General features: G+C 25.8%; 13 protein-coding genes. 10 read left to right on the forward strand and 3 right to left on the reverse strand.

Annotated features, from left to right (window positions below):
* Nucleotides 1-103 precede the first annotated feature (103 nt).
* Together hydG and ACFIJ5_RS08765 are read left to right on the forward strand one after the other, a co-directional pair.
* On the forward strand, nucleotides 104-1,516 hold the full coding sequence (gene hydG, locus ACFIJ5_RS08760) for a [FeFe] hydrogenase H-cluster radical SAM maturase HydG (protein WP_379806120.1): 1,413 nt from the start codon (nucleotides 104-106) through the stop codon (nucleotides 1,514-1,516).
* On the forward strand, nucleotides 1,509-1,832 hold the full coding sequence (locus ACFIJ5_RS08765) for a hypothetical protein (protein WP_379806122.1): 324 nt from the start codon (nucleotides 1,509-1,511) through the stop codon (nucleotides 1,830-1,832). The genes hydG and ACFIJ5_RS08765 overlap by 8 nt, the downstream gene beginning before the upstream one ends.
* A gap of 410 nt (nucleotides 1,833-2,242) precedes the next feature.
* Here the strand turns inward: ACFIJ5_RS08765 and ACFIJ5_RS08770 are convergent, their stop codons facing one another.
* Nucleotides 2,243-3,172: a transposase gene (locus tag ACFIJ5_RS08770; protein ID WP_379806124.1), complete on the reverse strand. Its 930-nt coding sequence runs from the start codon at nucleotides 3,170-3,172 to the stop codon at nucleotides 2,243-2,245.
* A 346-nt stretch (nucleotides 3,173-3,518) separates the two neighbouring features.
* On the opposite strand from ACFIJ5_RS08770, the gene ACFIJ5_RS08775 reads away from it, so the two are divergent.
* The 6 genes from ACFIJ5_RS08775 to ACFIJ5_RS08800 all read left to right on the forward strand — a co-directional run bounded on the left by ACFIJ5_RS08775 (nucleotide 3,519) and on the right by ACFIJ5_RS08800 (nucleotide 10,145).
* Nucleotides 3,519-4,940 carry a S41 family peptidase gene (locus tag ACFIJ5_RS08775; RefSeq protein ID WP_379806126.1) on the forward strand — a complete coding sequence of 474 codons (1,422 nt, stop codon included), beginning with the start codon at nucleotides 3,519-3,521 and terminating at the stop codon, nucleotides 4,938-4,940.
* 244 nt (nucleotides 4,941-5,184) lie between these two features.
* The gene (locus ACFIJ5_RS08780) at nucleotides 5,185-5,844 is read left to right on the forward strand and encodes a response regulator transcription factor (protein ID WP_379806128.1); all 660 of its coding nucleotides are present in this window, start codon (nucleotides 5,185-5,187) and stop codon (nucleotides 5,842-5,844) included.
* Nucleotides 5,845-5,847: 3 nt separating this feature from the next.
* Entirely contained in the window at nucleotides 5,848-7,296 is a 1,449-nt protein-coding gene (locus ACFIJ5_RS08785; protein ID WP_379806130.1) for a sensor histidine kinase, read from the forward strand.
* Complete coding sequence (locus tag ACFIJ5_RS08790) at nucleotides 7,286-8,023, forward strand: hypothetical protein (RefSeq protein ID WP_379806132.1); 738 nt, start codon at nucleotides 7,286-7,288, stop codon at nucleotides 8,021-8,023. The genes ACFIJ5_RS08785 and ACFIJ5_RS08790 overlap by 11 nt, the downstream gene beginning before the upstream one ends.
* Before the next feature lie 352 nt (nucleotides 8,024-8,375).
* A complete protein-coding gene (locus ACFIJ5_RS08795) occupies nucleotides 8,376-9,137 on the forward strand; it encodes an N-acetylmuramoyl-L-alanine amidase family protein (RefSeq protein WP_379809577.1) in 762 nt (253 codons plus the stop codon).
* A 54-nt stretch (nucleotides 9,138-9,191) separates the two neighbouring features.
* Nucleotides 9,192-10,145, forward strand: coding sequence for a polysaccharide deacetylase family protein (locus ACFIJ5_RS08800; RefSeq protein WP_379806134.1), 954 nt, complete (start codon nucleotides 9,192-9,194; stop codon nucleotides 10,143-10,145).
* A 242-nt stretch (nucleotides 10,146-10,387) separates the two neighbouring features.
* Here the strand turns inward: ACFIJ5_RS08800 and ACFIJ5_RS08805 are convergent, their stop codons facing one another.
* Together ACFIJ5_RS08805 and ACFIJ5_RS08810 are read right to left on the reverse strand one after the other, a co-directional pair.
* Nucleotides 10,388-11,503, reverse strand: coding sequence for a threonine synthase (locus ACFIJ5_RS08805; RefSeq protein ID WP_379806136.1), 1,116 nt, complete (start codon nucleotides 11,501-11,503; stop codon nucleotides 10,388-10,390).
* A gap of 141 nt (nucleotides 11,504-11,644) precedes the next feature.
* Nucleotides 11,645-12,280 (reverse strand): helix-turn-helix transcriptional regulator, encoded by a 636-nt coding sequence (locus tag ACFIJ5_RS08810; RefSeq protein ID WP_379806138.1) that lies wholly within the window; start codon nucleotides 12,278-12,280, stop codon nucleotides 11,645-11,647.
* A gap of 310 nt (nucleotides 12,281-12,590) precedes the next feature.
* Between ACFIJ5_RS08810 and ACFIJ5_RS08815 the strand changes: the two genes are divergently transcribed.
* The gene (locus ACFIJ5_RS08815) at nucleotides 12,591-13,208 is read left to right on the forward strand and encodes an NUDIX hydrolase N-terminal domain-containing protein (RefSeq protein WP_379806140.1); all 618 of its coding nucleotides are present in this window, start codon (nucleotides 12,591-12,593) and stop codon (nucleotides 13,206-13,208) included.
* A gap of 101 nt (nucleotides 13,209-13,309) precedes the next feature.
* Nucleotides 13,310-13,996 carry a YeeE/YedE thiosulfate transporter family protein gene (locus ACFIJ5_RS08820; protein ID WP_379806142.1) on the forward strand — a complete coding sequence of 229 codons (687 nt, stop codon included), beginning with the start codon at nucleotides 13,310-13,312 and terminating at the stop codon, nucleotides 13,994-13,996.
* Nucleotides 13,997-14,000: the final 4 nt, after the last annotated feature.

A 14,000-nucleotide genomic window follows, 5' to 3' on the forward strand; every position in this document is an offset into this window, starting at 1 on the left:
AAAGTTTTTTATTTACAATTAAATATCAAATCAACTTTTACTCGTTGTTGTTTGCATATAAGGTTCTAGTTATTAAAAATATAAGTTATTTTGGAGGGATAGTATGCTAGATACAAGTGAAAGAAAGGATTTTATTAATGATGAGAAAATTTGGAAACAGTTAAATGGAGCTGTTAATCCTGATGCAGTAGAGATAAGAGAAATCCTTAAAAAATCAGAAAAAAAAATTAGGCTAGAACCAGAAGAAACTGCAAAACTTCTTCAGGTAGAGGATAAAGAGTTACTTGAAGAGATGTTTAAATTGGCTAGAAAAATAAAAGAAGATGTTTATGGTAAAAGAATAGTATTTTTTGCGCCTTTGTATATAGGAAATAAATGCCAAAACAACTGCTTATATTGTGGATTTAGAAGAGAAAATAAATCTATTGTAAGAAAGACTTTAAGTGACGATGAATTGAGAGAAGAAGTTAAAATAATGGAGAAAGCAGGTCACAAAAGAGCTATACTTGTTTATGGAGAACATTCTGATTATGATGCAGACTTTATGGCAGAAACAATAAAAACTGTATATGATACAAAAATTGACAATGGAGAAATTAGAAGGGTAAATATTAATGCAGCACCTTTAGATGTGGAAGGTTATAAGAAGCTCTGTGAGGTAGGTATAGGAACTTTTCAAATTTTTCAAGAAACATATCATCATGAAACATATTCAAAGCTTCATCCAAAAGGAGATAGAAAAAGTGATTATAAATGGAGACTATATGGTTTAGATAGGGCAATAGAAGCTGGAATTGATGATGTAGGTATAGGAGCATTGTTTGGACTTTATGATTGGAAATTTGAAGTTATGGGACTTTTATATCATACAATTCATCTTGAAGAGACTTTTGGAGGAGTAGGACCTCATACTATTTCTTTTCCACGAATAGAAGCTGCAATTGATACTCCATTTACTCAAAATCCTAAATATAAAGTTTCAGATAAAGACTTTAAAAAACTTGTAGCTGTAATTAGACTTTCAGTGCCATATACAGGAATGATATTAACTGCTAGGGAAAAACCAGAAGTTAGAGAAGAAGTATTGCCAATAGGTATTTCTCAGGTAGATGCAGGTTCAAGAATTGGTGTTGGAGGATATAAAGAATTTGAAAAAGGATATTTACCAGAAAAAGAACAGTTTCAGTTAGGAGATATGAGGTCATTAGACGAAACAATAAGAGATATATGTAAAGCAGGATGTATTCCTTCATTCTGTACAGCAGGATATAGATCAGCAAGGACAGGAAAGAAATTTATGGGACTTGCTAAGCCAGGACTTGTGCATAATTATTGTATGCCAAATGCTATATTAACTTTTAAAGAATATTTATTGGATTATGCTTCTGAAGAAACAAGAACAGTTGGTGAAAAATCAATTGAAAAACATCTTAAAGGACTTTCTTTAGAAAAACAAAAAATTGTTAGAGAAAAGCTTAAACTTATTGAAGAAGGAAAAAGGGATATATATGTGTAAAGAAGAAAATTTTTCACACCTTATAGAAGATATACTAAAAAAAGCTTTGAAAAAAGAAAGTTTAAAGGAAGCTGTTGAAATTACTTGTAAGTGTATTACAAAATATTATACTCATACTCAAATAGTTTTTGCAGAAAAATTAGGTAAAAGAGTATCATATATAGTTGGAGCTGGAGAAGAGACATATAATCCTTCTAGAACAGTAATTCTTGATGAAAAATATTGTATAATAATGCAAAACTTTTCTAATATCAGTTTTGAAGAAGAAGATATTTTAGTATCCTTGTTTAAAGTAATATTAGCTGTAAAAAAGTAAAAATAAAAAAAGGGACGGTTCACTAAAAAATACTATTATAAATTTACAAATAAAAACAATAAATAATCTTTAATTATTTAATAATCAAAGAAATCTAGATTGAAAAATTGAATTAACATTTAAATTAATGTTTTTTAGATATATAAATTTAGGATAGGTTATATTTTTTCATAACAATTTTGAAGAAAATATATAGCTTGTCCTTTTTTATATTATAAGAATTTTAATTAGGCAGGTGAATTTTAAAAAATTATTCTATCCAGTTATTTTAGTTAGTATTTAAAATTTTTGGAATTACATTATAATCAGGTTTGTTTAGATAACATAACAACATATAATATAATGTGAAATTTAATAAAAATTAAACTAACTTACTGTATAATATTTTTTTGAAATTGGATTTTAAAATTTTAACTGGCTTTTGATGCAAGAAAATCATCAATAATATTTTTATATTTATCATCTTCCAGGACAATATCAATGCCCATAGAACAAAGAGTAGAAACTCTAGATTGAGTTATATTGCCAATAACTTCACATATTTGTTTATCTTTAAAACCACATAAAGCCTTTAACATTAATACGTATACAGCTTTATTTTTAGTATTTCTCCTTTTGTTCTTTAAAACAATTTCCCATTTAGGCATACCAGTATATTCAGAGAGAAAAGTTAATATTTCCTCAGCACTAAAAGTTCTTTTTATAATATGCCTTTCACTTCTGTATTCTGTTTTTTCGTCTTCAAATTCAGCACTTTTTTCAAGTAGCTTATCAGTACAGTTATATACTAATTCTGTATAATTTGCTCTAGCTTTTTTTACATCAGTATTAAAAAATTGCATAATATAATCCTCATCAAGAACATTAAAAGGATCACTTCTTAATCCTAAGTATACTGCTAAACTTGAATGTTGGTATTCTTCTATACAATTTCTATATTTTTTTATGTCCTTAGGATTTTTGTGAATATAAGCAGAAAGGGTTAATAAATAATGATTACTATCGACTATGTTACTTTTAAACCTATCACGAAAAACATGACCTTTTCTATTTTCACCATTTTTTTTGTGAGTACTATTGTAATATTGGGCATAGGACTGATTTATATCATGCATAAATTGACTAACATCAGCACCATTAGAATCAATTATCAAATGGCCATGGGTGGACATAAGGCAGTATGCATATACTTTGAAGTGGAACTTAGCTTGATATTTTTTTATAAGTTCCATATATTTATTTTTGTCGTTATTGTTATTGTATAATAAAATCTCACTCATTCCATTAAACATTACATGATAAATTCCATTTTCGATTTTAATTCTAAAACTTCTTCCCATAAAGATCGCTCCTCTAATATATTTTTTATTTAAGATTATTGACAAAAGTAAAGAAAAGTAATCAATTTGAGGTAAATTTTGAGGTGGTTTTGAGGTAAGAAAAGTTACTGATAAAATGAACCGTCCCCAATTATTTAGAGTTTAGCATGGCTTTCTTGTGAGGAAAAATAGAAATAATTAAATTTATAGATAAAGAAGGTTTTTAAAGTATAAACAGAAAATATTATATAAAGGTTAGATTTGAAGCATTAATTATTAATGTTAGTAATAAAATACTTTTGTAACTAGTAATTTTAAATTCTCAATTTTCAATCAATTTATCTGTATGTGTATGGGGGTATATTATATGAAAAAATATAAGAAAATAGCTTTAAGTTGTGGGATTATTTTAGCAGTAGTATTGTTGAGTGTTTATATTTATGGATATATAAGAAGTCAAAGGGCTCATATTCCTAATAATAAAAAGGTGATTAGACCTAAGTTTAAAACGCAAATTCTATTAAATAAAGAAATGACACCACAGCAAATGAAAGAGGATATAGATTATTTAGTTAATACATTAAAAAATGTACATCCTAAGACGTATAATGGATTTGATAAAAGTCAACAAAATATAATTAAAAATGCGTACAAAAAAGTAAAGACAAGTATGAAGGCAGAAAATTTTTATTTTGTTGCAAATGAAATAATTTGTTCTTTTAAAGATGCTCATACTAGTTTAAATATGGATATAAATAAAAAAGATAGGATTATATATATGCCGTTAATATGGCTGCATGATGGGCTTTATATAAAAAAAGATACGGATAAACTGAAAAAGGGAGACGAAGTAATATCAATAGGTGGTAAAAGGATTAGTGACTTATTAGATAAACTTTGGAAGGTTATACCAGCAGAAAATAGTCAGTGGGTAAAAGTAATAGGAAGTAATAATTTAATAAAAGAGCCGTATCTTAGATATTTAAAAGTGGTTAAAAATAATTACGTTGATATAAAGATTGAAAGAAAGGGTAAAAAATTAAGTGTTAGCCTTCCTTTAGTTGATAGTAAAGACATTGTTAAAAATCAAAAATATACTACAGAGGATTGGGTAAGTTATAGTTTAGATAAGGAAAATTCACTTGGAGTATTTAAATTAAATATTTGTAAAAATGATAATCACTATAAAGAAGCACTTAATAATTTTTTTGAAACTATTAGTGAAAACAAAATAGAAAATATAGCAGTAGATTTAAGGAATAATACAGGAGGAAATTCATCAGTTGTAGATGAATTTATGCATTATTTAGATGTAGATAGTTATATGAGTTTTGGAAGTTATGTAAGATATTCAAAAGAAGCAGCAAAACAAAGAGGATATAGAATAGAAACAGGATATGACTCTTATAAAAATAAAGAAATAAAAAATAAAAAGGTTAAGAATAATAATTTAATTTTTAAGGGAAATGTATATGTAATTACTTCTCCTAAAACTTTTAGTTCTGCTAATTGGTTTACTTTAATTTTTAAAGATAATAATATTGGGAAGATAATAGGTGAACCTACAGGAAATCAACCTTCTTGTTATGGGGATATATTGACTTTTCAATTGCCAAATTCAGGCTTTAGATTTAATGTGTCCTATAAAAAATTCACAAGACCCAACATTAAAAATGATCCAGAAAATTGTGTGAAACCTGATATTATGGTATATACGAAGATTGAAGATATATTAAATAATGAAGATGCGCAAGTAGATAAATTAATACAAATATTAAAAAACAATTAAAAAGACATAATTATTAGTGATTCTGTTATATATAAAAATAAGGGGACGGTTCATTATTTTAAGCTATAATTTAAAGCAAAAAATAATGAACCGTCCCCAAAAAAATATTGAATGTAAAGAAGTTGTAAAGATTAAATTTAATCAAATAATATATGATATAATTTAAGAACTATAGTTGAGAATATAATTTTTTAGTCTCTTAAATTAGAATATAGTAACAAATAAGAACAAAGGAGGAAATGCCTTGGCATGGAAAATTTTGATAATAGAAGATGAGATATCAATATCCAATTTAATTAAATTGAATCTTAATATTGCTAATTATGAAACTAAACAAGTATACAATGGATTAGAAGCCATTGATATTATTAATAAAGAGAATTTTGATCTAATATTATTAGATATTATGATTCCTGGAGTAGACGGATTTAAAGTTATGGAAAAAATAAGACATTTAGATATTCCTGTTATATTTTTGACAGCTAAAAAATCTGTTGTGGATAAGGTTAATGGGTTAAAAGCTGGAGCAGAAGATTATATTGTAAAACCATTTGAAGCAATAGAATTATTAGCAAGAATTGAAACGGTTCTCAGAAGGTATGGTAAAGCAAACAATATATTAGAATTTAAAGACATTAAAGTATATTTAAAGGAAAGAATAGTAAAAAAGAATAATAAGTTGATGGATTTAACTCCAAAGGAATATGAACTACTATGTATACTAATTCAAAATAAAAATGTTGCTTTATCTAGAGAAATGCTTTTAGAACGCATATGGGATTTTGATTACTTAGGAGGAACGAGAACTATTGATATGCATATTGGTTCTATAAGAAAAAAATTAGATTTAAATTCTTATATTAAAACAGTTTATAAAATAGGATATAGACTGGAGGATAATTAATTAATGAAATTTTGGAAAAAAATATATCTTTTATCTTTTACTCTATTTATTCTAATATTTAATTGTGCAGGAATAGTATTAATAGAAAATATACATAATAAAATGTTAAAAATAGAAGTTGATAGATGTTTAAGTGAACACTTAAATATATATTCAAGTGTAAATTTGAGTATCCCAATATATGATACATTAAAAAGATATTCTCGTAATATAAAGTATGATGATGAAATTTTAATAAATGTTATTAATAATTATTATAAAAAGAATGAAAATAAAAATGTTTATATGGAAATTTTAGATTTAAATAATTCCAAAATATTTAGTAATATAGATTTTGAATTACCAGAGAATAGAGAAGAAATTAATTTAAATAAATTAAATCAGAGACAATATTTAATTAGGGATATAAATAATAAATCATATATATTTATATCAAATCTTATGAAAATAAATAATAAAAGTTATAAATTTACTTATATAAGAGATATTTCAGATGTTTATAAAGAAAGAAAAACTCAATATCTATTCTTTTTAAAATTAGATATAGCAGCATCATTAGCTTTTGCATTGTTTATGTATTTTGTAAGTCAATACATAACAAACCCAATAAAAAAGCTTATAGGAGCAACTAAAAGAATAACTGAAGGAAATTTTTCAGAAAAAGTAAAAATAACTTCTAAAGATGAAGTAGGTATATTAGCAGATAATTTTAATAAAATGTCTGATGTTGTAGAACAAAAAATAAAAGAATTAGAGTTAAATAATTATGAAAAACAGAGGTTCATTGATAATTTAACACATGAATTGAAGACACCTTTAACATCTATAATAGGATATGCTGATTTGCTTCGTTCAACTAGATACGATGAGAAAATTTATATAGAGGGTCTTGATTACATATATAAGGAAGGAAAGAGGTTAGAGGAATTATCTTTTAAGCTAATGGATTTAGTATTTATAAAAAAAGAAGAATTAGATATGAGATTGGGAAGCATGAAAAAAATTATTTATGAAGTAAAAGGATTATTATTTCCTAAACTAAAACAAAAAAACATTAATTTAATACTTAAGGGAGAAGATTTTCAAATATTAATGGAAAGAGATTTAATGAAAATATTAATAGCTAATTTTGTGGATAATGCTATAAAAGCATCTAATGAAAATTCCGAAATATATATCTACATTAATAAAGAAAAATTTGAAGTCCGAATAAAGGATTATGGTATAGGAATTTCTAAGGAACATATAAATAAGATTTTTGAACCTTTTTATATGATTGATAAAGCAAGAACTAGATCAAATAATGGTGCAGGATTAGGTTTATCAATTTGTAAAAAAATAATAGACATTCATAATGGGAAAATTGAAGTTGAAAGTGAAGTAAATAAAGGCACTTTAATTAAATTAATATTTACTGCCAGTAAAGGTGGTGTATATATCAATGAAAACTGAGAAATTAGTTATAGTATTGTTAGTTTTTAGTTTGTTTTTCAGTGGATGTAATAATCTTGTTGGAATTAGGAAAAATCAATTGATAGTTGAAAATCTTGAAAATAATATTTTAAGTTCACATGAGAATAGTAAAAATAAAAAATTAACTGAAGAAGAAGCTAAATTGAAATCATTAGAACTTTTGGAAAAGTATTTAAATATAAAACTATATTTAACAGAGGTAAAATGTTATATAAATTTCAAAGATGGTAGTGAAATAGAAATAAAATCAAATAGGGAAAAAGTAGATAAAAGTTTTATAAGTAAATTTGAAAATAGTAATTCTGTATTTGAAAATGGAATATTTAGTATATATTACACCTCTAGAAAAGATGATATTAAACAAGAATTTACTGGTAGTATTAATATTGAAATTAACGCAAAAACTGGAGAACTATTGTCATTAAACTTATATAATTTTAGTTCAAGTAAAGCATTCAGTGGTATTGGAACTATAGAAGAATCGGAAAAAGTAGCAAAAGAATTTATTGAGAAAAATAATATTGGAAATATTAAAAATGCAAAGCTTATAGAAAAACATAAAAGCGTATTTAGTAAAAACAAGTATATAGTATATAAATTTACTTTTCAAGATAGTAAAGATTCAAATAAAAAAGTGTTTATTAGTATGAATGGTAAAAATATAAGTAGTATATCAATAGGTATAATGAACTATATTTATGATTAATTCAACTTTTATAGTACAAAATTTTGTACATTAGTTTCGCCATAGACTATTTTTATATGTAAAAGTTGAAGGAGTAGTTATCAATTATACAAAAATATAATAGAAATAATTATTAAACAATATCAGTAGTTTAGATTGAACTGCTGATATTTTTTTGAAATATATGCATTCGTTTTTACTGCGTTTTCAGGAGTTAAAAATCTCAAATTAAAACCTTACAATTTCTTTACAACTTATAAAAAGTTATAAGATATTTAATTATTATAATTGTATGTAATAAGAAAATTAAAGTTATATTAAACACAAAAAATATACTATAACATAGGAAAAGGGGTAAAGAAAGGTGAGAAAAATGAAAGTAAAAAAGAGTAAAATATTTGTGCGAGTGCTTATATTTATGATTTGTATATTTATATTTAAGCTAATAATAATGAAAATTACTTATAAAAAAAATGGACTATTGCAAATTGAACAGTCAAATACTTATGCTGAGGAACAAGTTAATAATAAAAAAAGTATTAACAATAATATAAATTCAAAATTTACAGTAGTTATAGATCCAGGGCATGGTGGATATGATGAAGGTACTAAAAGTTTATCAGGAATTCTTGAAAAAGATGTAACCTTAAAAGTAGCTCTTGAAGTTGGTAAGATTCTTAAAAAAAACAATATCAATGTAATATATACAAGAACAAGTGATAGGGTATCTTGGCCGGCTAATGAGAAAGAAGACCTTAGAGAAAGAGTTAAAATATCAAATGAAGTCAGAGCAGATTTATTTGTATCTATACATTGCAATGGTAGTGAAAATAGATCTTATTATGGAATAGAGAGTTGGTGTAGATTTCCGAATACAGAAGGAGAAAAACTTGCTAAAAGTATACAAAAACAACTTCTCAATCTTAATTATAGTGTGGATCGAGGATTGAAATATGAAGCAGATGGTTCATTAGCAGTATTGAAACTTAATAAGGCAGTATCAGTGTTGATTGAACTAGGATTTTTAACTAATTCTTCAGATGAGCAATATATAACATCAGAAAGTGGACAAGCAGAGTGTGCTGAAGCTATAGCTGATGGAATTTTAAAATATAAATTAGGTAGTAAAGAATAAAATTAAATTATTTAAAGGTAAGTTCAAAAAATACAAAACACGGAGATGAAAAGTATGAGAACAAAAGATAGAAGAAGAGTTAAAACAAAAATATTAGTAAAAAGTATATTAATTGTATTATTAACTGTTGTAATATTCTTTTTATTTAATAAAGAATATGATTATTTTATTAAAAGAAAAGTACAAGCTGAAATATTTAAAAAAGGTAAATCGCTAACTGAAATAAAGGAAGATAATGATAAAAGAAGAAATAAAGTAATTGAAGGCAAACAATTAAATAAGAATTTTAATGTAATTGAAAGTGGAGAAAAATATATTTACGATGTAGAAAAAATAAAAAATTCAATAGAAAAAAACAAAGGAAATAATAAAAAAAATAACGAAAAGAAGATGGTTTTTCTTACTTTTGATGATGGTCCGTCTGTTACTGTTACTCCTCAAATGTTAAATGTGTTAAAACAGGAAAATGTAAAGGCAACTTTTTTTTTAATAGGAAAAATGATAGAAGGTGATGAAGGAAGTAAGAGGATGGTAAAAAAAATTTTTAGTGAAGGACATGCTTTAGCCAATCATTCCTATTCCCATGATTTAAAAAAATTATATCCAGGAAATAAGATCAATATTGAGGCTTTTATGAATGAAATAAATAAAACTAATCAAGCAATTAAGAAAATAGTTGGACAAAATTTTAATACAAGAGTTATAAGAATTCCTGGAGGGTATATATCTAGAAAAGTATATAATGATCCTAATCTAAAGATGTTTGAATCTGAACTTAAGAGAAATAATATGTATGGGATAGATTGGAATGCTTATGGTCAAGATGCGGAGATAAAAAATAAAAATTCAGATGAAATATTCGAAGCAGTAAAAAATTCTGTAGGGGATAAAGAAAAAGCAGTTATATTGATGCATGATACGTATGGCAAAGAAGACACAGTTAAAGCTTTAACTAGAATTATAAAATATTTAAAAAATAAAGGGTATGAATTTAGGACTTTGAAATAAAAGGAAATATATATGGATTACGATGGATTTGATTTAAGGTAGTATTGCTTTTTACAGGGGTATTTTATATAATATGATAATACTGTATCAAAAGATTGCAAAAGTCATTATCATATAACTCAACTTTCGCAGTAAAAAAATACTGTCTAGCGAAGGGAAATGATAGTATTTTTTACTGTGAAAGTTGAGTACTATAGTAAAACAAATAAAAATTTTTAATAAACAATATAATAAAAAATTATTTAACTTGATTTCAAACCGCATCCACATAAAGGTATTACTATTTTCCCTTTTAAGTCATTTTCCTTATAATAATCTAAAAAGCCTGCAAAGGTTGCAGCAGTGGTTGGTTCTACATAAAATCCTTTTTGTGCTAGATATTCTTTTGTCTCAATAATTTTATCCTCAGGGGCTGTTATGATTTTTCCTTTTGTATATTTTATAGCTTTTAATATTTGATTTCCTCTTTTTGGGTCTGCAATTGCTATTCCTTCAGCTAAAGTACCTATATTAGTAACTTGTTTTACAGTATCTTTTCCTTCTTTGAAGGCTTTATATATAGGAGCACATCCATTAGCTTGAACTGCAATAAGCTTTGGCATCTTAGTTATTAGATTGAGTTCTAATAATTCTTTTAAAGCGTAATAAGAGCCTAAAAGAAGCGTGCCGTTTCCTACTGGAATTACTAATGCTTCTGGCATTTCACCATTTAATTGTTCATAAATTTCATAAACATAAGTTTTTGTACCTTGGTAAAAAAAGGGGTTATACACATGACTGGCATAGAAACCATCGCCTCTCTCTGCAGCTTTTAAAGCTTCTCTTGCAGTATCCTCTCTATTTCCTTTAATTACATGAACAGTTGCTCCATGAGAAGCAATTTGTTTAATTTTTTTAGGAGATGTGTTTTCAGGAACATATATATCACATTGAATGCCTGATCTATTAGCATAAGCTGCTATAGAAGTACCAGCATTACCACTACTGTCTTGAATGACTTTTTTTATTCCTAGTTCTTTAGCTTTACAAATTAATACTACAGCACCTCTATCTTTAAAGGAGGATGTAGGCATCATATAATCCATTTTTACTAATAAATTCGGATAATTCTTATCTAAAGGTACAATAGGTGTTAATCCTTCACCCATAGAAATATCTCTCCATAAATTAAAGTTATCATCAAAAGGTAAGGTTTTAATATATCTAAACAGACTCCACTCATTATGCATTATATCTTTTTTTGAGAATTTAAAATGAAACTTTTTAATATTTAATAAACCACCACAAGTGCATTTAAAAACAAGTGTTTTGGGATCATATTTTTTACCACATTCATTACATACGTATTTAATACCCATTAAAGATTCTCCTCTCTCTATCTCGTATATATAAACACGAAAGATATTGTTTATAATATTTTATACATAGATTACATATAAACAAAGTAGCTTAAATTTTTTATATAATAACCTATAATTAATCTTTGAATTCTTGTTTTTTTAGTCTTTCCTTATCTCGTCTAAGTAACTATATACTGTTACTTTAGAAATTTTCAGTTTATTAGCTACTTTTTCAATAGCACCTTTTATTAAAAATATACCTTTTTCATCCATAAATTTGATCAATGAAATTTTATCTTTTCTTTTTAAATTATCTACATTTGAATTGGATACAATTCTATCTATTAAATCATCAACTATTTGTATTACATTATCAAAAGGTTCTATATCTTTTTCTATTTTTTCTTGTTCTATATTCATAAAATCGTCTAAAAATTCTTTTATATTTTTCATGGGTTCTAGGTCATAATTTATGCATAGAGCGCCAATTATTTCACCTTTAGAATTTTTAATAAGAGATGTTGAGGACTTTATTTCTTTACCACTTTCAGTAACAATTTTATAATTGGCTGCATAATCTCCATCAAAATTTTTAGATAATAAAACTTGTTTAATTAAATGATCAAATGACTGTCCCACTTTTCTTCCAGTTACATGATTATTAATAGCGTAAATAACAGAGTTTTGAGGAACTGATAAATCATGAATTACAACCTCACAATTTTGACCAAATGTTTTAGCTATCATATTAGCTATAGGAATATATTTTTTTAATTCTTTATTATTAATAAACAACAATAACACTCCTTATCAGTATCACTAAATATATAAATTTTTATATAATAAATTATAAATTTCTATAATTAATACTGTATTATATAATAAATTATATAAAATTTTATATAAAAGTCAATAAAATATATAGAAATATATAATTTTTTATATGTATAATCGTATAAAAATTATATAAAAAATGAACTGTCCCCAAATTATTCTGTTTAAAGAAAACACCGTATTATTCAAAAGAATTTTACGGTGTTTTAGAGAATAGTTTTATTACTTAAAATTATATTAAAGAATAAAATACTTAAAGGGAGGAATAAATATGGAACCAAAATGGCTCACATGGGCTAAGCAACTACAATCAATAGCTCAAGCAGGATTAGCATATTCAAAGGATAAGTATGATATTGAAAGATTTCAACAGATTAGAAATTTATCAGTAGATATATTGAATGAATATACTGGGGTAAGTAATGAAAAAATAAAGGATTTATTCTGCAATGAAACAGGATATCAAACACCTAAAATAGATATAAGAGGGGCTATTTTTAAAGAAAATAAAATATTACTAGTTAAAGAAAGTCTTGATGGCCTTTGGTCAATTCCAGGTGGTTGGGCAGAGTTCAATTTATCAGTGAAAGAAAATATAGTGAAGGAAGTAAAAGAAGAAGCAGGCTTAAATGTAACTCCCCAAAAATTAATTGCAGTACTTGATAGAAACAAACATAATGAACCACCAAGTCCTTATGGAACATACAAAATATTCGTATTATGTGAGTTGATAGACGGTGCCTTTGAAAAAAATATAGAAACAGAAGAAAGTGGTTTCTTTTCTTTAAAAGATTTGCCACCACTATCTGTACAAAGAAATACAAAAAAACAAATAGAAATGTGCTTCAAGGCTAAATTAAGTGATAATTTTTTTACAATATTTGATTAAAATATTGGCAACATTATATACCATTGATTTTATGAGAAAATATGATATATAATTATATAAGTTACGGAAAAATTTGATTTTAATTAAAAGGATGATGGTAGTTGTCAAATGAAATTAATGATTTAATTAAGCAGCGACAGAGACAAGCTAAAAACAAAAAGAATCAGATACCTTATGGTATTATGGTGATTTTAATTGCAGTAATATTGTGTATTGTGCTTTGGCAAAGCCACTACAAGTATGCTGTATGCTTGATTTTGGGAGTTGGGATTGGAATTGTCTTGAGGTTTTCGCGATTTTGTTTTGCAGCAGCATTCAGAGAGCCTTTTCTTATAGGAAATACAAAATTAATAAGAGCTATTTTATTGGGAATGATGGTAAGTACTATAGGATTTGCATTAATTCAATCTCATTATATTCACGGAAAAATTGTTAATTATCAAATGATTCCTGGAGAGGTGAATTCTGTAGGGATTCATGTAATGATAGGTGCATTTATGTTTGGTATTGGAATGGTTTTGGCAGGAGGATGTAGTTCTGGAGTATTGATGCGAATAGGTGAAGGGCATTTACTTCATATAGTAGTACTTGTAGGCTTTTTCATTGGAACTATACTGGGAGCTAAAGATTACTCTTTTTGGTTCAAAAATATAATTCACAATGCAAAGATAATTTATTTTCCTGAGCATTTAGATTTTAAAATTGTTGTTGCAGTACAGATGATAGTATTAGTTATTTTATATGTATTGGCGTTATGGTATGAAAAAAGACGTTGTAAAGATGCGTAATGGA

The sequence above is a fragment of the Haloimpatiens myeolchijeotgali genome, from assembly GCF_042688525.2.
Classification (GTDB): domain Bacteria; phylum Bacillota; class Clostridia; order Clostridiales; family Clostridiaceae; genus Haloimpatiens.